Consider the following 21,513-nt stretch of genomic DNA (forward strand, 5'->3'; position numbering starts at 1 on the left):
GTGGGGCTTCAGAAAATGTCGAAGCTCTCGCGCGTGTCGAGCGCGCGCTGGTTCGACGGCTCAGTGCGCTGGAGGCGGGCGATGTCTTCGACCCGGATCAGTTCGGGCAGCGCACCGGGTGTGCCTGGCGGCACCAGCGCACCGGTGACGGGGTCGATGGTGACGGTGGCGATGCCGGACGGCAGCGGGAGCTGAGACTCCGGCACGCCTTCGAGAGCTCCGCGCATGTACTCGATCCAGATCGGCAGCGCAGCGCGCGCGCCGAACTCGCCGCGACCCAGTGAGGCGAAGTCATCCATCCCCACCCATGCGGCCACCGCCTGGCCGCCGCCCACGCCGACGAACCAGGCATCGCGGTGGTCGTTGGTGCTGCCGGTCTTGCCGCCTATGTCGCTGCGGTTCAGCACCAGCGCATTGCGGCCCGTGCCGCGGCGCACGACATCACGCAGCAGCGAATTGACGAGGTAGGCGGTGCGTGGATCGATCCGGCGCGGCGCGAGGACGACTCCGTCGGCCTCCGGGGCTTCTGAAGACCCGGCAGTCGCTGCGGCCGTTTCGTCAGCCGGCGCTGGCGTTTCGATGGCGGGCGCTGCGTGCGCGGGGCCAAGATCGAAGCCGGTATCGCTGCCGCTTGCGAGCTGCTCCTGCAGGCGCTCCGGGCACTCCCGGCAGGCGCGCGGGGGATTCGCCTGGAACACGACCTCGCCGTTGCGGTCTTCGATGCGTTCGACGAAGTAGGGATCCACCAGATAGCCGCCGTTCTCGAACAGCGTGTAGCCGCGGGCCATCGCCAAGGGCGGCACGGAGCTCGTGCCAAGCGCGAGCGAAAGGTTCTCAGGCAGGCTCTCGGCGCTGAAGCCGAAGCCCTGGATGTAGCGCCGCGCAAAGCTCGCGCCGATGGCATCGAGCAGACGCACGGACACCAGGTTGCGCGAGGTCACCATGGCCTCTCGCAGCCGCATGGGGCCGGCGAACGTGGCGTTGTCGTTCTGTGGTCGCCAGCTGGTGCCGTCGTGCTGACGGAACACCACCGGCGCATCCAGCACGATTGAACCGGGCCCATAGCCGCGCTCGAACGAGGCTGCATAGACGAAGGGCTTGAAGCTGGAGCCCGGTTGCCGCTGCGCCTGGGTGGCACGGTTGAACTTGTTTAGCGCAAAGCTGAAGCCCCCGGCCAGCGCGCGCACGGCGCCCGTCTCGGCGTCCACCGCAGCCAAGGCGGCCTGCGCCTTGGGCAGCTGCGAGAGCTGGTAGGCGCCTTCGGCATCGAGCTCCAGACGCACGATGTCGCCGGCTGCCAGCACGGTGTCCACAGCGCGCGGTGCGGGGCCACGCCGGTCCTCGTCAAGGAATGGCCGAGCCCACTCGACCTGCGCCAGGGCGAGTTCCACCAGCTGACCGTCGCGCAGAATCAGCTGCGCGCGCTCGGCGCTGCTCTCCAGCACCAAGCCGGCGACCAGTCCCGAAATGCTCGGGAAGTCCTTCAGGAGGCGCTGCAGCTGCTGCGGCGTGGCGTCCTCGGGAAGCTCGACCCGCGACTCGGCGCCTCGCCAGCCGTGCCGACGGTCATAGTCGAGCAGCGCCCGCCGCAGGCCGCGTGTGGCGGCGGACTGGCCGGCGCTGTGCAGGGTTGTGAACACGCGGTGGCCGTCGGACATGGCGTCAGCGCCGAAGCGTGCGATCGCGTCGACGCGCGCGATCTCTGCCACGTAGGGCGCTTCCAGCTCGATCGCTGGCTCGTTCGGGTGGGCCGTGTCGGGCGCGGCCTGTGCCTCGCTCAGCTCGGTCTCGCTGATGAAGCCGACCTCGTGCATGCGCTGCAGGATGTAGTCGCGCCGCACCCGCGCGCGTTCGGGGTTGGCCAGAGGGTTGCCGCTCGACGGAAACTTCGGGATGCCCGCCAGCATCGCGGCTTCATGCAGGGCCAGATCCTCCAGCGACTTGCCGTAGTAGAACTCTGCGGCCGCCGCGATGCCGTAGGCGCGGTTGCCGAAGAAACTCTTGTTCAAGTACAGCTCGAGGATCTCGTCCTTGCTGAGCTCGCGCTCCATCTTCAGGGCCAGGAAGATCTCGGTGAGCTTGCGGGTGTAGCTGTACTCCGGGCTCAGAAAGAACATCTTGGCGACCTGCTGGGTGATCGTGCTGCCCCCCGGAACGCGCTCCATGTCGCTGGTGGCCAGCAGCCAGACGGCGCGCGAGATGCCGCGCCAGTCGATACCGGGATGCTCGTAGAAGCGCGCGTCCTCGATCGCGATCACCGCCTGCTTGACGCGATCCGGAATGTCCGCGACCGCGACCGGCTTCCGCCGGGCCTCGCCGAACACGGCCATCAGCTTGCCGTCGGCGGAATAGACGGAAAGCGGCACCTGCATGCGCACCTCGCGCAGCACCTGCACGTCCGGCAAGGTCGGGGCGATCAGCCACCACGCCACGCCCAGGGCGCCAAGGCCGATGGCACCGAAAAGAAGCCCGGCCACGAGGGCCCAGCGCAACAGGCGACGGAAAAGGCGCATCCGCGGGATCCGGCTGATCGGGAAGGGGCGCCGAGTATACGGGCCGGCCGTGGTGCATCCCCGGAGGCTCCGCAGGGGTCGGAAGCCCCCTCCAGCAGCGGCGAATGCACGAAAACTTGACCGCGGTCGCGCTTGTTGGAGGCTGAACCACGGCTATCTGTTGCCAGACTGCAAATAATCGTTATTTAATGTAGTCGTGGAGTTATTGCCTGTAAGGGCTTGTGGGAAGGGGAGAAACCGTGGGGCTGTTCGCAAACAAGAAGGTGCCCTTGATCGGCGTGGACATCAGTTCCACGGCCGTCAAGCTGCTCCAGCTGAGCCAAAGCGGCGGTCGCTATCGCGTCGAGCACTACGCGGTGGAGCCGCTTCCTCCCAATGCCGTGGTCGAGAAGAACATCGTCGAGGTCGAGGCGGTGGGCGAAGCGATCAAGCGCGCCCTGAACCGCAGCGGCGCCAAAAGCCGCTTTGCGGCGGCTGCAGTCGCGGGCTCGGCGGTGATCACCAAGATCATCCCGATGCAGGCGGATCTGTCCGAGGACGAGCTCGAAGACCAGATCCAGGTCGAGGCCGGGCAGTACATCCCGTACCCGATCGAGGAAGTCAGTCTCGATTTCGAGGTGCTCGGGCCGGTCAAGGACAACCCTGAAATGGTTCAGGTGCTCCTGGCCGCCTCGCGCACCGAGAACGTCGAGGTGCGCACCGCAGCACTCGATCTTGGCGGACTCAGCGCCAAGGTGATCGACGTGGAAGCCTTCGTGATGGAGAACGCTTTCCGGCTGATCGCCGACCAGCTCTCGGTCACACGCGATGGCCTGGTCGCACTGGTCGATGTGGGCGCCACCATGACCACGCTCAACGTGCTGCGCAACCAGCGCAGCATCTACACGCGTGAACAGGTGTTCGGTGGCAAGCAGCTCACCGACGAGGTCATGCGTCGCTATGGGCTGTCGTATGAAGAGGCCGGACTCGCCAAGCGTCAGGGTGGGCTGCCGGAAAGCTACGAGATCGAGGTCTTGGAGCCGTTCAAGGAAGCGATGGTCCAGCAGGTCAGCCGCCTCCTCCAGTTCTTTTACGCTGGCAGCGAATTCAATCGAGTCGACCAGATCGTGCTGGCGGGCGGCTGCGCCTCGATCGCCGGGGTTGCCGAGATGGTCGAAGAGCAGCTCGGCGTCAGTACCGTCGTCGCCAACCCCTTGGCCAATATGTCTTTGGCCTCGAGGGTCCAGGCCCAGGCGCTGGCACAGGACGCGCCGTCGCTGATGATCGCCGCCGGGCTCGCGCTGAGGAGCTTCGACTAAATGGCCAAGATCAACCTACTGCCCTGGCGCGCCGAGCGCCGCAAGCAGCGCCAGAACGAGTTCTTCGGTCTGCTCGGTCTATGCGCGGGCCTCGCCGTGGCGGTCAGCTTCGGCGCGGTCACCTACTTCGACGGCCTCATCAGCAATCAGCAGCAGCGCAACGATTTCCTCACGAGGGAGATCACCGCGCTCAAAGCGAAGACCGCTGAGATCGAGATCCTGGAGAAGAAAAAGTCCGACCTTCTCGCCCGCAAGGCGGTGATCGAACAGCTCCAGGCCAACCGTTCGCAGATGGTCCATCTGTTCGACGACCTGGTGAGGACGATCCCCGATGGCGTGCGTCTCAGTTCGGTCAAGCAGGCCGGCGACCAGCTGACCCTTGAAGGCATGACTCAGTCGAACGCCCGCGTGTCGTCGTACATGCGCAACATCGAAGCCGCCGAGTGGCTGACCAGCGCCGATCTCGGCGTCATCGAGATCAAGGGCGACGACAAAGCCATGCCGTACTTCTTCCGCATGAACGCGACCGCTACCAAGCCGGTCGGCGAGGGCGAAGGCGAGGAAGGCGCTGAAGGCGACGCTGCCGAGGGCGCCGAAGAAGCGCCACAAGCCGCGCCAGGGGGACAGTCGTGAAGAACTTCGACCTGAACAATCTGGATTTCAACAACGCAGGAGCCTGGCCGCCGCCGGTCAAGGCGTTCTTCTGCGGCATCCTGGTGGTGGTGATCCTGTTTTTCGGCTGGTATCTGTTCGTCAGCGAACAGCAGGACCAGCTCGAGGTGCTGCGGCGAACCGAACTGACGCTGCGTCAGGATTTCGAGAACGAGCAGGCCAAGGCGGTCAACCTCGAACCGTTGAAGGAGCAGCTCGCCGAAATGGAGGCCATGCTCCAGCAGATGCTGCGCCAGCTCCCATCGCGAACGGAAATGCCGGACCTGATCGTCGATATCTCTCAGACCGCGCTGGCGTCCGGCATCACCAACGAGCTGTTCCAGCCCCAGCCTGAGATTCGCAAGGAGTTCTACGCGGAGAAGCCGATCTCGCTGCGGATGGTCGGCAGCTATCACCAGTTCGGTGATTTCGTGAGTGGCGTCGCCTCGCTGCCGCGCGTCGTGATCATGACGATGCATGACATCTCGCTCAAGCCGCGGGATGAGCAGGCGGGGCCTGCGGGCGGCCTGGTGCTTGAGGGCACGGTAAAGACGTACCGTTACCTCGACGAGGAGGAACAGGCCGAAGTCGCCCAGGCCCAGGCCCAAGCAGAACAAGGGGCCGCGCAATGAGAAGCCTGCCAACTATTCCACGCATCGCCGCACTGGTCCTCGCGGCGGGCATGCTTGCCGGTTGCGATCCAGGCATGCGCGACCTCGAGAACTACGTCGCTGATGTCAAGCAGCGCCCCGCTCCGCCGCTGGAGCCGCTGCCGGTCATGAAGCAGTTCGAGACCTTCGTCTATGCCGCGCAAGACCTGCGCGACCCGTTCTCCATGCCGCAGCGTCGAGACGATGAGTCGCGTAGTGACGGCCCGCGACCTGACCCCAATCGCCGCAAAGAGCTGTTGGAGGGCTTTCCCTTGGACGGGCTCGACATGGTCGGCTTGATCGGTGAAGGCGAAGCTCAGGTGGGTCTGGTGATGGACCCGCAGCGCGTCGTGCATCGCGTGCGTGTGGGCAACTACCTCGGGCAGAGCGATGGTCGCATCGTCGCGGTCCGTGAGGATGGCCTGGAACTGGTCGAACTCATTCCCGATGGCTCGGGTGGCTGGCTTGAACGCCCGGCGCGTCTCGCGCTCGACAACGAATAAGTAGTGGGGAATCGCATGAAGCGCACATCCAAGTCCAACACGAGCATCCTGCGGGGCCGCATGCTGAGGCTCACGGTGCTTGCCGCCCTTCTCGGAGCGGGCAATGCCGCGTTCGCTGCTGGCAGCCTGGAGAACATCAGTTTCTCCGCGGGTCCGGGCGGCCAGGTCGACATCACTCTCAGCTTGAGTGAGCCGCCTGCGGAGCTACCGGTGTTCACCACCGACGATCCGCCGCGGATCATCGTGGATCTTCCGGACACCCGGAACGCACTTGCACAGCGTCGAATCCCTGTCGGTATCGGCGCAACCAGCGCGATTTCGACAGCAGAAGCTGCAGGCCGGACCCGCGTGTCGATCGACCTGTTCCGCTCCAGTGCCTACGAGACCCGCACCGAGGGCAGCAAAGTCATTCTGAGCGTGGGTGGTGCCAGCACGGCCGCTCAGGAAGTGACCGCTTATGCGGCCGACCCTGCCAAGCGCACGCCTCCTGCCTCTGAGGTGTCGAACATCGACTTCCGCCGCACGCCCCAAGGGACAGGACGCGTCATCCTGACCCTTGCAGGAGACGGCGCTGCCTCAGAGATGCGCGTGGACGGCCAGCGCGTTCAGGTCGATCTGGCGGGAGTGTTCCTGCCCGAAAAGATGGCCGAGCGCCTTGATGTATCCGACTTCGCTACCCCAGTGGAGTCGGTGCAGCTCAGTCGCAGCGCAAGCGGCACCCGACTGGACATTGCGGTCAATGGTCGTTTCGAGCCTTTGGCTTACCAGACGGGGAACGAGTTCGTCGTCGAAATTGACCCCGTCGAGCCCGCCATTAGCGCCGACGGTGTAGTCGCGGAGGGTGCTGAGCCAGGCTACATTGGCCGGCCCGTTACGTTCACTTTCCAGGATATCCCCGTCCGCACCCTGCTGCAGCTGATCGCAGAAGAGTCGGGACTCAACATCGTCGCGGCCGACAGCGTCACTGGAAACATGACCCTGCGTCTGATCAATGTGCCTTGGGACCAGGCGCTTGACCTGATTCTTCGCGCCAAGTCGCTTGATAAGCGTCAGGATCGCAACGTGATTTGGGTAGCTCCTCAGGCTGAGATCGCGACCTACGAGAAGGCGGTGGCAGACGCTCGTATCGAACAGGAACTGCGCGCCGAACTCGTCAGCGAGTACATCGCGATCAACTACGGCAGCGCCGAGGAGATCGCCAAGCTTCTGACGGATGGCAGCAAAGGAAACACAAGCGCTGGGGAGCAGGGGGGCAGCTCTGAGCGCGGCTTCCTCTCCTCGAGAGGATCGGTGACCTTTGACCAGCGTACCAACACACTTTTGATCAATGACTTGCCGGACAAGATCGAAGAAGTCAAAGAGCTGATCGCGCTTCTCGACCGGCCGGTGGATCAGGTCCTGATTGAGGCACGAATCGTGATCGCTGACGAGAACTTCGCCCGCGAGCTTGGCGCGAAGTTCGGGGTCAGCGGAGCCCATCAGGACAGCAGTGATCGCGTGCTTGCCGTGTCCGGCACGCAAGCGGCTACCGGGGCGATGGTCAACCGTGCAATTCAGAACAGGCAGGCTGGGCGAGCGGGAATTGCTGGGATCGGTAATGCTCTGACGGATCCAAGCTCACGTTTGGGCGTGAACCTGCCAGTGGCGACGCCCGCAGGGTCGATCGGCTTTGCGATTCTCGGAGCGGACTATCTGTTGGATCTGGAACTCTCGGCCCTGCAGCAGGAACAGCGCGGCGAAGTGGTCTCAAGCCCGCGTGTCATCACCGCCAACCAGACTGAGGCGAACATCAAGCAGGGCGATGAGATCGCCTACATCACCATCACAGGTACCGGCGATGACGCTCAGGCTACGGTGCAGTTCAAAGAGGTCGTGCTGGAGCTGGTGGTGACTCCAACCATTACCCAGGATGGACGCGTCTATCTCAGCCTCAAGGTCAAGAAGGATGAAGTGACGGGCTTCAGTTCCAGCCCGCTCGGAGACGTTCCGCTCATCGCAAAGAGAGAAATCAACACTGCGGTGCTTGTCGACGATGGACAAACTGTCGTTGTCGGTGGTGTCTACGAATTCCAGAGTCGAGAGGATCTCCGGAAGGTGCCTTTCCTGGCTGACGTGCCCGTACTGGGCAACCTCTTCAAGAACAACCGTCGTCAGTCGTCGAAGGCGGAACTTCTGATCTTCGTGACGCCCAGGGTGCTTGCCGTGGCTGGAAAGCAGGACCCGTGAGCCACCTTTCATTCATTCGCGAGCGACAACCGGACCAGTCTAGTGGGAGAGTTTCAATGAATTTCAAAGTCGTAAAGGGGCTTGTAGTTGTCCTGCTTGCCTCGATCCTCTCCGCTTGCGGCGGCGGAGGGGGCGGGTCGGATGGAACGTTTACCCCGCCCAGTCAAGCGCGTATCAGCGCATCCAGCGCCAGCGCCTCCGTGCCTGCGGGTGGTACGCTTGCGGTGACGGTAAATGTCACGACAGCCAGTGGTGGTCCAATCGCGGATGGCACCCTTGTCAGCGCCTCTGCGAGCCCCAGCAACCTCGGCGGTGTGTTTGGCGTTGCCAACGGCCAGCCAGGGGCTGCAAGCACCGCATCTACAGTCGCCGGACGCGCCGAGTTCGTTTTCGTCGCCGGCAACCAGCAGGGCCCGGTCACGCTGAACTTCAGCACTCAGCCGGCAGGACAGGCAACCGCAGTGACGACGTCGTTGGCGCTGTCGGTGAGCGCCCCGTCCGCTACGGGAAACATCACTATTCAGGCTGTCACCAACCAGTTGCCTGTCAACCTGTTCGGTGTGCGCCCCTTCTTGGGGTCGCCCTACATCACCGAGTTGGTGATCACCGCTAGAAGCGCAAGCGGGCAGCCGATCAGCATCCCCCGCGGCAATGCGGGCGGGCTTGGGGTCAGCATCAATCCCGTCACGATCGCGGCGTTCTCTACTCTGGATGACCCCGAAACCACCGATCGCAACGAATTCGTCGTTCTGCTTGGACAGGGCCCCGTCAACATCGTTGCCGGTCGAGCCACCGTTTTTGTCCACTCCTTTACGACCGTTGGCGCCGCCGTCGTTACTGCGACCATCCAGGATCCGGACACCGGCCGCACGATGACGACAACGCAGACAATCAATGTCGTCTCGACTGCACCATCACTGCCGGCTACCGTCCAGCTCTTCCCTGGATTCTCGGGTCTGTACGCGCAGGGCTCGGGTGGCGCCTCTTCGGGTGTGTTCGAAGTCAACGTGAGCGACGGTATCGGGCAGCCGGTTCCGAACCCGGCTGTCGGCAACGCCGCCTTCAACAATGTGCGCGTCGAAGTGATCGGCGATGCACCCGCGGCGGCCAACGAGCGTGTCAACGGCGTGAACGCCGCTGGCCAGAATGTAAGCGGCCAGACCATCGCTGTGCGCACCACCAGCGGCAGTGCGACCTTCAACTTCGTGGCCGGAAGCCGAATCGGCCAGACCACCGTGCGGGTCACGGCCGATCGTGCCGACAACAACGTAGACAACGGCATCAGCGATCCTGTGGTGGCTGAGCGCACGGTCGTGATCTCCGATGGTCGACTCTTTGCGCTGCAGATCACGTCCCCGATTACCGATGCGATCTCCGCGAATCTCGTGGTGCCCACGCCTGAGGGCGGTCAGCGTCAGCTTGACGGCACCTACAGCCTGACCGTGAGTGCGCTGGCCACCGATCGCCAGGGCAATCCGGTCCTGCCCGGCACGCCTGTGGAGTTCGGTCTGGTCGACGCGCCGCTCGTGGGCTTCCCCGGCCAGGGTTCGGGGGCGTTCGCCATCAGCGGCGGTGACGGCAACCCACAGGAGAGTGGCTTCCTGTTCTCGGCCCCGGGCGCAGAGTTCCAGACCGCAGGCGGCGGTGCTGGACCGGGGGATACCCTGCTGGTGCTTGGGCAGTCGGTCCCCGGCAACCGCGATCTCGAGAGTGCGCGCACCGTCTCCCAGATCAACAGCCGCTCCAGCCTGAGCACGCTGCAGCGCTTCAACCCCAATGACGACACGGGCACCAGCGTCGATAGCGGCGATGTCTTGCCGTACATCATCGGCCGCGCGCAGCACGGCAACATCGTCGGCACGGGGTTCACTGACGCGAACGGCGTGGCGACGGTTCGGATGAACTATCCAGTCTCCCGGCTCGGCCAGAGCGTCGCGGTGTGGGCGCGCGGAACCGCGACGGCGCCCGGCGGATCAAGGCTGATCTCGGACATTGAGGGCTATGTCTATCCTGGAATCGCGAGGCTGAACATCATCGTCAGCCCGACGAGCATCCCGGGCAACACCACCGCAAGTGTCACCGTGTGCCTCAGAGACGACCTGAACTCGCCAATCCAGGGTGCCTTCGTGGACTTCAGCTTCTCTCTTGCCAGCGGTACGGGCACCATCGGCGGCCGCAGCAGCGGCCCCCTGCCCAGCCCGACGGGATCGAACGGCTGCGTGTTTGTGCCGGTCGTTACCAGCGGCATGAGTCAGGACGGGGACAACACCCTCACCTTCAGCCTGGGTGATGCCGAGCCGGTCGACGTCGAGATCAAAGTCGCGGCTGACTTGGTCTTGCAGGCCTTCCCGTCGGCGTTCATCGGCAACGGAAACTTCGAGGTGAACCTGCGCTTGATCGACGGTGCTGGAAATCCAGTGGCGGGTCGCGCAATTGCGGTCGCCTGTACGGCGGATGGCGACACGGCGACGGTCAGCGTGGTGCAGCCGCCGTCGGTGACCGATGCCTCGGGCGACAGCCGTGCCACGATCAGCGCGACGGACATGGATCAGCCCGGCGGCGGCGGTCAGGGTGAATGCGTCTTCAGCCTGGGCGGTGGCCAGCCGTCGGCGACGGTGCTGTTCCGCGGGCGCAACAGCTGCGCCGGCGGCGGTGGCTTCAGCCCGCCGCCACCCGCGAATGCCTGCAATACCGGCACGACCCAGAACCAAACGCTCACGCTCAATCTGTCGGGTGGCGCCGGAGGGACGGTTACCGGAACGGATGGCTTTACGTGCAGCGCCCCATCGGCGTCTCAGGTCGCGTGTGCGCGTCCGTTCCCGGCGAACACCGTGGTCTCACTGACCGTGACTCCCAACGGAGCAGCGCCACGCCCGGTTCCGCAGGTCAGCGGCGGTTGCCAGCTGTCGCCTCTGAACCAGACCCCAGGTACGACCTTCACCGTCAACACCAGCGCGCTGGCGGCGGCGACCACCTGCGCCATCACGTTCCAGTAAAGGCTGGAGCGGTCTAGAAGCACGCCGAAGGCCGCGCAAGCGGCCTTCGGTCGTTATGGAGCCCGATCTCCCAGGCAGTCATCAGGAAGAATTCGCCGCGGCTTGGGCGGCTCGGCCAGCGCGGTGTGGGGATGTTTCGGGCACGAAGGCCGCATTCAATCGATTCGTGACTCACTCGAAGGCATAGACTCCGAGGGGCGCGACAGCGAGCGGTGGCCCCTGGGCACTGACCCGATCCATGCGGCGACCTGTTCGACCCCGCAGCGTCGCGAATGTGTTTGGCGCATCTGACCCGTAGATCTGAGACTCTGTCCGTGGCCCAGCACCGCATCGAACTAGGCGCAGGAGACGTGCTGTTCCGCGAGGGGGATGCGCCGGATTGCGCCTATCTTGTCGAGGCGGGCGTCCTCAGCATCACCACCGGACCGGAGCAGCGCCGCCTTGCAGAGGTGCGTGCCGGTGAACTGCTTGGGGAAATGGCGGTGATCGATCGATCGCCGCGGACGGCGACGGCCACTGCGATGATGACCTGCGTGCTGGTCCCTATCACCCCCGAACAGATCGCCGAACGTCTGCTCAACACCGACCCGGTCGTGCGTGCCCTCCTCGAAGGCCAACTGCGCCGATATCGCGCGACGCTCGCCAGTCTGCAGGGACACGTCCAAGAGGAGACCGAGGCTGCGCAGGAACCGGCGGACGGGATCGGCAAGATTCGACTCGAGGCCGAACTCCGTGAAGCGCTGGCGAGCGGTGGGCTGGAAGTGCGCTTTCAGCCTCTGCTCGACATCTCGCGCGGCGAGATTGCGGGCTACGAAGCTCTGGTGCGCTGGAATCATGGCCAGCGGGGCCAGATCTCGCCCGCTGAATTCATTGCGCTCGCCGAGGAGACTTCGCTGATCGTTCCGGTGGGCGAGTACGTGCTTGAGGCCAGCCTTGACGCGCTGTGTCTGCTGGGCGAAAGCCGCGGCAAGCCCCCCTTCGTGGCGATCAACGTTTCCGCGCGTCAACTGGTCGAGGACGCGCTGCTGCCGCAGCTGCTGGAGCGCGTGGCGGCGCGCGGCCTCAAGCCGTCGCAGATCAAGATCGAGATTACCGAGAGTCGTCAGCTCGACTACACGCGCGTCGCGGCGATGATGCAGCAAGCCCGCGAAACCGGCGTGCGAGTCGCCCTGGATGACTTCGGCACCGGCTACTCGAACCTGCAGCACATGCATCTCTTGAGCTTCGATACGCTCAAGGTCGATCAGGCCTTCGCTCGCAGCATGCTTGAGAACCCGCGCGCGCGGCGCATCGTCGAGGCGATCGTCAGCATGGCCCACGGACTGGGGGCAGACGTGGTCGTCGAAGGCATCGAGACGGAAGACCAGCTGGCGGTCCTGCGAGAACTCGGATGCCGATACGCCCAGGGATGGCTGGTGGGGCGTCCACTGAGCCTTGAAGAACTCCTCGCCCAGCACGCCCAGCGCAACAGCTGAAAGGCACCACCGCGGGCTCGAGGCTTGCCAAGCGGCGTCGAATAGGCGCCGCGAACCCGACGATCCGCATAGGTCAGCGCCTGCGAGGCGCGCCATACTGCGCGCCTCGCCAAGCATCGACACGCACCGCGAACCTTTGCGCGCGTCGGTGGTCGTATGCCGCCGCCCTGAGACTCCCCAGCATGCACTCGATGGATTCCGCCTCCGCTGCCCTTGCACCCGACCCTTTGGCCTCCCGGTTCGCCGGCCTGCGCGACGCCTTGGCCGCCGAAGTGGTCGGCCAGCCCGAGTTGGTCGAACGCCTGTTGATCGCGCTCCTCGCCGATGGTCATCTCCTGGTCGAAGGCGCGCCGGGCCTCGCCAAGACCACGGCGATCAAGGCGCTGGCGGCGCGCATCGAGGCGGATTTCCACCGCGTGCAGTTCACGCCTGACCTCTTGCCGGCGGATCTGACCGGCACCGAGATCTACCGTCCGCAGGACGCGCGCTTCGAGTTCCAGCCCGGCCCACTGTTCCACAACCTGCTGCTCGCCGACGAGATCAACCGCGCGCCCGCCAAGGTCCAGTCGGCCCTGCTCGAAGCCATGGGCGAACGCCAGATCACCGTGGGTCGAATCACGTATCGCCTGCCAGATCTGTTTCTGGTGATGGCTACGCAGAACCCGATCGAGCAGGAGGGCACCTATCCTCTGCCGGAAGCCCAGCTCGACCGTTTCCTCATGCACGTCCGCATCGGCTATCCGAGAGCCGAAACCGAGGCGGAGATCCTGCGTCTCGCCCGCGAGCGCGCCCAGCGCGAACTCGATCCGAGTGGCGTCGTGACCCAAGCTCCGCGCGCCGCCAAGATCAGCGCCGAGGAAATCCGCGAGGCGCGCAGGCGCATTCTCGACCTGCATTTCGCGCCGAGGCTTGAGCGCTACCTTGTCGAGCTGGTGCTGGCGACCCGCGATGCGGCGCCCTATGGGGCTGAACTTAAGCGCCAGATCGCCTTCGGCGCCAGCCCGCGCGGCTCGATCGCACTGGAGCGCTGCGCGCGCGCGCACGCCTGGCTGGCGGGCCGTGACTTCGTCGCGCCTGAGGACATCCGCGCGGTAGTGCTGGATGTGCTGCGCCATCGCGTGCTGCTGAGCTTCGAGGCCGAGGCGGAAGGCGTCAACAGCGATGCCGTGGTGCGCGCGCTGCTGGAGCGAGTGCCGCTGCCCTGAGGCACGACGGTTCACAGCCCATGAGCAGTCCGGTCCATGCCGCAGTTCAGCCCGAGCTCGCCGAGCTGGTGGCCCTGCGCGCGCGCGCCGCGCAGCTGGCTGCGGGCGCGCGCAGGCGTTCGGCCGACCGTGCGGCGGGCACGCGCCACAGCCCCTTCCGCGGGCGCGGCATGGATTACGCGGAATCCCGTGCCTACGCCGCGGGCGACGATGTGCGCCATATCGACTGGCGGCTCACTGCGCGTGCGGGCGAACTGCACACCAAACTGTTCGCGGCCGAGCGCGAGCGCACCTCGGCCCTGCTGCTCGACACCTCGCTGGCGCTGCAGTTCGGCACGAGGGTCTGCTTCAAGTCGGTGCAGGCCGCGCGGCTGGGTGCGCTGTTCGCCTGGTTCGCGCAGTCGGAGGGCGATCGCGTCTGCGCCGCTGCGTTCGGACGACGCGCCGCCCAGCTGCCGGCACACGGCACCCAGCGCGGCGTGCTGCGCGTGCTGAAGGCGCTGTGCGAATGGTCACTGCCCGCGGCGACACCCGCCCTGCAGCCGCTCGCCAAGGCGGCCGATGCGCTCGACCGCACCCTGCGCGCCGGCGCGCATGTGCTGCTGCTGTTGGACGCATCGAGCCTCGACGAGGATGGCCTGCGCAGCCTGCTGCGCCTGCGCCGGCATCACGATGTGATCGCCGCCGTGCTGGTCGATCCGCTCGAGCGCGAGGCGCTGCCGCCGGGCCGCTACCGGGTGCAGACCGCCGTCGGCGAGCGCCTGCTGGAGGTGCCGCGCAGCGGTCGCCCGGACTGGCAGCTGGCCCTGCGTGAACGTCACGCCCTCACGCTTCAGGCTCTGCAGCGTGCAGGCGTCGGCGCGCGTCTGGTCAGCACCCGCGAGGATCCCGTGCCCGCACTGCGTGACCTGCTGCGCGGCGCGCCGCCGCGGGAGGACGCATGAGCCCGGGCCCCCAGCTGCGCGATATCCAGCTGCCGCCCGAGCCCGGCCTGTGGCCTTGGCCGCCTGGCATCTGGCTCGCGCTGCTGGCACTCCTGCTGCTGGCCACGTGGCTGATCCTGCGCGCGCGGCGCGCGGCACGGCGTCGTCGCGCGCTGCAGCGCTGGCGCAGCGCGATGCGCGCCATTCTTGAGAACGAAGCTGCGCCGGGCGTCGAGCGCGTGGCCGCTGCTTCCGAGCTGCTGCGTCGCGCCGTGCGGCAGCGCAATCCGGGCGCGGCGGCGCTGGAGGGCGCGCGCTGGCGAGCGCATCTCGCTGCGCTGGGTGCGCTGCCTGCGGAGGATCGCGGCCTCGATCTGCTGGTTCAAGGCCCTTGGCTGCCGCGCCTTGAAGATGCGGACGCCGAGCTCGCGCTCGACCGCGCGAACGAGCGTCTGCAGCGCCTGCTGGAGACCGTGTCGTGAGTGGCCTGCTGACCAGCCTGCAGGCGCTGGAGCTGGCGCGGCCCTGGGCGCTGTGGCTGTTGCCGCTGCCCGTGCTTGCCCTGCTGCTGCCCGCCGCGCGCGTGCAAATCGGCAGCGCGCTGCGCCTGCCTTTCGAACTGCCCGACGCGTCCGCCGCCAGCGCGCGCTCGCGCCTGTTCGCGCCGCGTCTGCTGCTGGCGCTGCCACTGTGGGGGCTGCTCTGCCTCGCCGCCGCTCAGCCGCAGCGCCTGGGCGAGATCGAAGCCCCGCCGAGCAGCGGTCGCGACCTGATGCTGGCGGTCGATGTCTCCGGCTCGATGGCCGCGGAAGACATGCAGATCGCCGGCCGGCGCGTCGATCGCCTCACCGCAGTCAAGCGGGTGCTCGGCGACTTCCTGGATCGCCGCGCCGGCGACCGCGTGGGCCTGATCCTGTTCGGCCAGAGCGCCTACCTGCTGACGCCGCTCACCTTCGATCGCGCGCACGTGCGCTACCAGCTGGAAACCAGCGTGATCGGCATGGCCGGGCGCGAGACCGCGATCGGCGATGCGATCGGGCTGGGCGTGAAGCGTCTGCGCGAGCGCGGCGAGGGCGAGCGTGTGCTGATTCTGCTGACCGATGGCGTGCACAACGCCGGCGCGCTGGACCCGGACCGCGCCACCCAGCTCGCCGTCGCCGAGAACGTGCGCGTGCACACCATCGGCATGGGCGGCGAGGGCGGTAGCGCCAGCGTGTTCGGCCTGCAGGTCGCCACGCCCGGCGCCGAGATTGACGAAGCCAGCCTGCGGCGCATCGCCGACAGCACCGGCGGCCGCTACTTCCGCGCCCGCGACACCCGCGAGCTGGCCGGCATTTACGCCGAGCTGGACCGCCTGGAGCCCGTCGAGCAGGAGGCCGAGCCGCTGCGGCCGCGGCACGAGCTGTTCCACTGGCCGCTGGGGCTGGCCCTGCTGCTGGGCCTCGCGCTCGTGCTTGCCGATAGCGGCCGTCGCCGCGAGGTGCTTCGATGAGCGCGCTGGGCCTCGACGACTTCCACTTCCTGCGGCCGCTGTGGCTGCTCGCCCTGTTTGCTCTGCCTCTGCTGCTGTGGCTCCGCCGGCGTGCGCAGGTCAGCGCGGATCCGTGGCGCGCCGTGGTCGATGCGCCGCTTCTGGCCGCGCAGTCCGCAGCGCGCGCACGCGCGCCGCGCCTGCCTGAAGCCCTGCTGCTGCTGGGTGTCGCGCTCGCCGTGCTGGCGCTCGCCGGGCCGGCCTGGCGCGAGCTGCCGCAGCCGCTGCTGAAGCGGCAGGCGCCGCTGATCGTGCTGCTCGATCTCTCGGCAAGCATGCGCGCGGCCGATCTCAAGCCAGATCGCTTGAGCCGCGCGCGGCTCAAGCTGGCCGAGCTGATCCGCCGCCGCAGCGATGGCCAGACGGCGCTGGTCGCTTTCGCTGGCGAGGCCTTCACCGTCGCGCCGCTGACCGATGACGCGACCACGCTCGATGGACTGCTCTCCGCGCTGGATCCGTCGATCCTGCCGGTGCCGGGCCAGCGCCCCGAGCGCGCGATCCGCATGGCCCAGCGCCTGTTCGCGGAAAGTGGCGCCCGCCGCGGCGACGCGCTGCTGCTGACCGATCGTGTCGGCACGGCCGCCATCGAGGCCGCGCGCGAAGTGGCAGCGCAGGGCCTGCGCGTGTCTGCGCTGGGCCTCGGTACACCGGAGGGCGCGCCGGTGGCGGTGGGCGGTGGCGGCTTCATGCGCGACGAGGCCGGCAACATCCGTCTGCCGCGACTGGACGAATCGAGCCTGCGCGCGCTGGTCGAAGCCGGGCAGGGCAGGTACACACGCTTCGCCGCCGACGGCAGCGACCTGCGCGCGCTGGGCTTCGACGACGCGGCCGACGCCGCTGAAGTCGAACAGGCTGAAAGCGCCGGCCGCGAATCGCGCGAGACCCTGCGCTACCAGGACGAAGGCCCGCTGCTGGCCCTGCTGCTGCTGCCACTGGCGGCACTCGCCGCGAGGCGCGGCTGGCTGCTGGTGCTGCCACTTCTGCTGCTGCCGCTGGCGCCGCTGCGCACGGCGCAGGCGCAACCCGCGACAGCGACGCCGTCGCCGCCTGCCGCGACCGCAGAAGCCGCCGAGGCCACTGCCGCGGAGTCGTCGCCCGGCGCGCTCGCGCAGTTCTGGAACGATCTGTGGACGAATCGCGATCGCCAGGCCTGGGACGCCCTGCAGGGCGATGCGCCACAGCGCGCGGCGGCACTGGCCGAGGACCCGGCCCTGCGCGGCAGCGCGGCCTACCGCGCCGGTGACATGGAATCCGCGCTCACCGACTTCGCCAGCGGCGATGACGCCCGCAGCCACTACAACCGCGGCAATGCGCTGGCCAAGCTGCAGCGCTACGAAGAGGCGCTGGCGGCGTACACGGCCGCACTCGAACGCGAGCCGCAGCATGCGGATGCGGCCGCCAACCGTCAGGCGATTGAAGACTGGCTCAAGCAGCAGGAGCAGCAGCAACAGCAACAGCAGCAGGGCCAGAACGGCGAGCAGGGTGAGCAGGGCAAGGACAGCCAAGACGGGCAATCCGGCGACTCCGGCGAGTCACCGTCTGAGGGTGAGCAGAAGCAAGACGCGGGCAGCGAGTCCGAGTCCGCCGAAGGCGAACCCCCGCCGTCCTCCGAGAGCCCGCAGAACGAAGCTGCCCACGGCGAACAGGAGGGCGAGTCCGGCGCGCAGCAGGCCGAAGCCGAGCGCGATGCGGCCGAGTCCGAGCAGGCGCAGCAGGACTACAACGAGGCCATGCAGCAGGCGCTGGAGCAGTCGCAGGAGCAGGATGCGCAGCCCCAGGCCGAGCCGCTGAGCGCAGAGGCCATGGCGGAAGCGGAAAAACAGCAAGCGCTGGAGCAGCTGATGCGGCGCGTTCCCGACGATCCCGGCGGCCTGTTGCGCCGCAAGTTCCTGCTCGAATACCAGCGCCGTCAGCGCGAGGGCGATTCCCCATGAACCTTCATTTGCGCCTGTGCTGCGCGCTGCTGCTGAGCCTGCTGTCGACGCTGTCGATGGCGCAGGGCACGCGCGCCTTCCTCGACCGTGAGGAGATCGTGCTGGGCGAGTCGGTCACTCTGAACATCGAGACCGATCAGCCCGGCGGCGGTGAACCCGATCTGTCCGCGCTGGGCAGCGATGTGCGCGTGCTCGGCAGCTCCAGCAGCACCCAGATCAGCGTGGTCAACGGCCAGCAGAGCATGCGCACGCTCTGGGGCGTGGTGCTGGAGCCGCTGTCGGCGGGCGTGATCGGCATTCCGGCGCTGGAGGTGCGCGGCCAGCGCACCGAACCGCTGCGGCTCTCCGTGCTGCCGGCCAGCGCGCGTCCTCGCGATGTCGATGCCGACGTGCTGCTCGAAGTCGAAGCCGCGCCCGAGAACCCCTACGTGCAGCAGCAGGTGATCTACACCGTGCGCCTGCTGTACGCCGTCACCCTGCTCGACGGCCAACTCGATGAGCCGCGCGCCGAAGGTGCCGACGTACGCCGACTGGGCGGCGATGCGACCTTCAGTCGTGACGTGGGCGGTCGCCGCTACAACGTGGTCGAGCGTCGCTACGCGCTGACCCCGCTGGCGTCCGGGGCCTTGACCATCGAGGCCCCGCGCTTCCGTGGTCGCGCGCTGGTCGGCCGCGCCAACCGCATGTTTGATCCTGGCACCCCGGTGAGCGCGGCGGGGGATCCGGTCACCCTGCAGGTGCGCCCGCGTCCGCCCAGCGCCGGCGAGCCTTGGCTGCCTGCAGAGTCGCTGGACTATGTCGCCCAGACCGGCGCGGCCGGTGCGCTCAAGGTCGGCGACCCGGTGACGCTTTCGCTGCGGCTGTCGGCGCGCGGGCTCTCCGCCGAGCAGCTGCCCGAGCTGGTGCTGCCGGCGATCGACGGCGCCGAGATCTATCCCGATCAGGAGGCCAGCCAAAGCCGGGAAGGGCCGCGCGGTATCGAAGGCGAGCGCATCCGCAGCTTCGCGGTGGTGCCCACCCGTGCCGGCACGCTGGAACTGCCGCGCTTGGTCATCCGCTGGTGGGATGTTGCCGCCGATGAGATGCGCGAGGCCGTGATTGAGGCGCAGCGCTTCGAGGTCGAGCCGGGGGCCGCCACTGCAAGCGGGCTTGCCCCGCGCGCGGACGCCGCCCCGGCCTTGACTGAGGACGGCGATGCGTCTGCCCAGCCCCCGGGTTCACCGGGCGTGCATCCCTACTGGCGGCTCGCCGCCCTGCTGCAGCTGCCCGTGCTGCTGGCCCTGCTGGCGTTGGCGTGGCGCGGCCGCCGGCCGCCGCTGCGTGTTTCGCCGACGCCGACGCCGACCCTGCCTCAAGCCGGCCCCGCGTTGGCCGAGGCCCTGCGGCGCGGCGATCTTGACGACATCGCCGCCGCCCTGCGCGCGGTCGCCCTCGCACGCGGCCTCAGCCCCGATCTCAGCGGCCTCGCTCAGGCGCTGAGCGATGCCGAGCAGCGCTCAGCGGTCGAAGCCCTGCAGCGCAGCCTGTATGCCGGCGCTGCCGGTGCTACTGCGCTCGACGGCTTGCGCAGCGCCTTCGCGCGCGCACCGTCCTTCCGTGGCGATGACGCTGCACAGGCCGCTGCCGACGTCCTGCCGCCGCTGTATCCGCCGCGTCACGGGGGCTGAAGCGCGCGCCGTCGAAGCCCGTGGATCGTTTCGCCCGGCTCGCCCTCACTCGCCCCGCTGTTGTACGGTTGCACGGCACTGGCGATCAGACGCGCACACCCGGCGCCCACGACGGCCTGATGTACCATCCGCCGGCCGTGCGAGGTGCTAAGGACAGCCCATCGCACGCGCAGCCGCGGCGCCGCCGCTGCGGCGGCTTGCCGGCAGCGCGCTGTGGGCTCTCCGCGCGCGCCTTTCCTGTTCAGTCCTTTGGGGGACGCCTGATGATCCAACGTATCGCGCTGGCCTTGCTGCTGGCTGTCAGTTTCCCTGCGCTCGCGCAGGACACCGCACCTCTGCAGGCCCAGGGCTTTGAGTCTTCCGAGGCCCCTGCCGCCGAAGCGGCGCCCGCGCCTGCCCAGGCGGAGGCGGTCGGCACGCCCGCGGCGGCGGCGGACGCGGCACCGCCGAGCCTGGACCAGCGCATCGAAGCCTTCATCCGCCCGATTGCCGATGATGTCTCCGGCTTCATCTTCCACGCGGTGCGGGTGGGCGGAACGGACGAAGCGCCGGTGATGTTCCCGCTAATCGTCGGCTGGCTGATCCTCGCCGGCGTGGTGTTCACGCTGTACTTCGGCTTCATCAACGTGCGCGGCTTCGCCCACGGCTTCCGCCTGCTGCGCGGCGACTACAGCAGCAAGCGCGACGCCGGCCCCGGCGAGGTCAGCCATTTCCAGGCCCTGACCTCGGCAGTCTCCGGCACGGTCGGCCTCGGCAACATCGCGGGCGTGGCTGTGGCGATCACCATCGGTGGCCCCGGTGCGACCTTCTGGATGGTGCTCGCTGGCCTGCTGGCGATGTCGACCAAGTTCGTCGAGTGCACGCTGGGCGTGAAGTACCGCCTGGAGAAGCCCGACGGCACCGTCTCGGGCGGCCCGATGTACTACCTCTCCCGCGGCATCGCCGAGAACTATCCGAGCCTGAAGTGGTTCGGCTGGAAGCTGGCGATCATCTTCGCGGTCTGCTCAATGCTGGGCGCGATCGGCGCCGGCGCCATGTTCCAGGCCAACCAGGCCTATGCACAGTTGCTCAACGTCACCGGCGGTGCCGAGGGCCCGCTGGCGGGCAATGGCCTGTGGTTCGGCCTCGTCTACGCCGCGCTGGCGGGCGCGGTGGTGATCGGCGGCATCACCCGCATAGGCAGCGTGACCTCGAAGCTGGTGCCCGGCATGGCGGCGCTCTACATCTTTGGCTGCGTGTTCGTCATTGCCGCCAACGCGGGCCAGCTGCCCGCGGCGATCGCTGCAATCTTCGAAGGCGCGTTCACCGGTGAAGGCGCGGTCGGCGGCATCATCGGCGCTCTGATCGTGGGTTTCCGACGCGCGGCCTTCTCCAACGAGGCGGGCCTCGGCTCCGCGGCGATCGCGCATTCGGCGGTCAAGACGCGTGATCCGGTGACCGAAGGCTTCGTCGCCCTGTGGGAGCCCTTCATCGACACCGTGGTGATCTGCACCATGACCGCGCTGGTGATCATCATCACCGGCCAGCACCTGGTCGAGGGCAGCGGCGACGGCGTGCAGCTCACCTCCAACGCCTTCGGCAGCGTGGTCAGCTGGTTCCCCTACGTGCTCACCTTCGCGGTGTTCCTGTTCGCCTTCTCCACCACCATCACCTGGGGCTACTACGGCGCCAAGGCCGCGGCCTTTCTCGCGCGCGAAAGCAAGGGCGTGCTGTACGGCTTCAAGTTCTTCTACCTGGTCGCCGCGGTGGTCGGCTGCACCCTGCAGCTGTCCAGCCTCGTCGACATCGCCGATGCCCTGCTGTTCATCATGGCCATCCCCAACCTCATCGGCGTGTACCTGCTGATGCCGGTGGTCAAGCGCGAACTGAATGCCTACTGGGCGCGGCTCAAGGCCGGAGAGCTGCGCAACTACCGCGAACAGCCGGAGACCTGAGCCATGA

15 protein-coding genes are annotated in these 21,513 nt (G+C 67.5%); 14 read left to right on the forward strand and 1 reads right to left on the reverse strand.

Annotated elements, in window-relative coordinates:
• Positions 1-8: 8 nt before the first annotated feature.
• Positions 9-2,513, reverse strand: a complete 2,505-nt coding sequence (locus H4O13_16950; protein ID MBE5317084.1) for a PBP1A family penicillin-binding protein — start codon at positions 2,511-2,513, stop codon at positions 9-11.
• Between the two features lie 239 nt (positions 2,514-2,752).
• On the opposite strand from H4O13_16950, the gene H4O13_16955 reads away from it, so the two are divergent.
• From H4O13_16955 to H4O13_17020, 14 genes are all read left to right on the forward strand, one after another.
• Positions 2,753-3,811, forward strand: coding sequence for a pilus assembly protein PilM (locus H4O13_16955; GenBank protein ID MBE5317085.1), 1,059 nt, complete (start codon positions 2,753-2,755; stop codon positions 3,809-3,811).
• On the forward strand, positions 3,812-4,444 hold the full coding sequence (locus H4O13_16960) for a PilN domain-containing protein (protein ID MBE5317086.1): 633 nt from the start codon (positions 3,812-3,814) through the stop codon (positions 4,442-4,444). It abuts the gene before it with no gap.
• Entirely contained in the window at positions 4,441-5,094 is a 654-nt protein-coding gene (pilO, locus tag H4O13_16965) for a type 4a pilus biogenesis protein PilO (GenBank protein MBE5317087.1), read from the forward strand. Before H4O13_16960 ends, pilO begins: the two co-directional genes overlap by 4 nt.
• Positions 5,091-5,615, forward strand: coding sequence for a pilus assembly protein PilP (locus H4O13_16970; GenBank protein MBE5317088.1), 525 nt, complete (start codon positions 5,091-5,093; stop codon positions 5,613-5,615). The genes pilO and H4O13_16970 overlap by 4 nt, the downstream gene beginning before the upstream one ends.
• A gap of 15 nt (positions 5,616-5,630) precedes the next feature.
• On the forward strand, positions 5,631-7,841 hold the full coding sequence (locus tag H4O13_16975) for a type IV pilus secretin PilQ (GenBank protein ID MBE5317089.1): 2,211 nt from the start codon (positions 5,631-5,633) through the stop codon (positions 7,839-7,841).
• Positions 7,842-7,897: 56 nt separating this feature from the next.
• Positions 7,898-10,837, forward strand: a complete 2,940-nt coding sequence (locus H4O13_16980) for a hypothetical protein (protein MBE5317090.1) — start codon at positions 7,898-7,900, stop codon at positions 10,835-10,837.
• Between the two features lie 314 nt (positions 10,838-11,151).
• On the forward strand, positions 11,152-12,312 hold the full coding sequence (locus tag H4O13_16985) for an EAL domain-containing protein (protein MBE5317091.1): 1,161 nt from the start codon (positions 11,152-11,154) through the stop codon (positions 12,310-12,312).
• A gap of 182 nt (positions 12,313-12,494) precedes the next feature.
• Entirely contained in the window at positions 12,495-13,517 is a 1,023-nt protein-coding gene (locus H4O13_16990) for a MoxR family ATPase (GenBank protein ID MBE5317092.1), read from the forward strand.
• Positions 13,518-13,537: 20 nt separating this feature from the next.
• Positions 13,538-14,461: a DUF58 domain-containing protein gene (locus H4O13_16995; GenBank protein MBE5317093.1), complete on the forward strand. Its 924-nt coding sequence runs from the start codon at positions 13,538-13,540 to the stop codon at positions 14,459-14,461.
• Positions 14,458-14,922 carry a DUF4381 domain-containing protein gene (locus H4O13_17000; GenBank protein ID MBE5317094.1) on the forward strand — a complete coding sequence of 155 codons (465 nt, stop codon included), beginning with the start codon at positions 14,458-14,460 and terminating at the stop codon, positions 14,920-14,922. The genes H4O13_16995 and H4O13_17000 overlap by 4 nt, the downstream gene beginning before the upstream one ends.
• On the forward strand, positions 14,919-15,932 hold the full coding sequence (locus H4O13_17005) for a VWA domain-containing protein (GenBank protein ID MBE5317095.1): 1,014 nt from the start codon (positions 14,919-14,921) through the stop codon (positions 15,930-15,932). The genes H4O13_17000 and H4O13_17005 overlap by 4 nt, the downstream gene beginning before the upstream one ends.
• Positions 15,929-17,905: a VWA domain-containing protein gene (locus H4O13_17010; protein ID MBE5317096.1), complete on the forward strand. Its 1,977-nt coding sequence runs from the start codon at positions 15,929-15,931 to the stop codon at positions 17,903-17,905. The genes H4O13_17005 and H4O13_17010 overlap by 4 nt, the downstream gene beginning before the upstream one ends.
• Positions 17,902-19,572, forward strand: a complete 1,671-nt coding sequence (locus H4O13_17015) for a protein BatD (protein ID MBE5317097.1) — start codon at positions 17,902-17,904, stop codon at positions 19,570-19,572. Before H4O13_17010 ends, H4O13_17015 begins: the two co-directional genes overlap by 4 nt.
• A gap of 263 nt (positions 19,573-19,835) precedes the next feature.
• Positions 19,836-21,506, forward strand: a complete 1,671-nt coding sequence (locus H4O13_17020) for an alanine:cation symporter family protein (GenBank protein ID MBE5317098.1) — start codon at positions 19,836-19,838, stop codon at positions 21,504-21,506.
• Positions 21,507-21,513: the final 7 nt, after the last annotated feature.

This window comes from Lysobacterales bacterium, from assembly GCA_014946745.1.
In the GTDB taxonomy this organism is placed as follows: Bacteria; Pseudomonadota; Gammaproteobacteria; order Xanthomonadales; family Xanthomonadaceae; genus Aquimonas.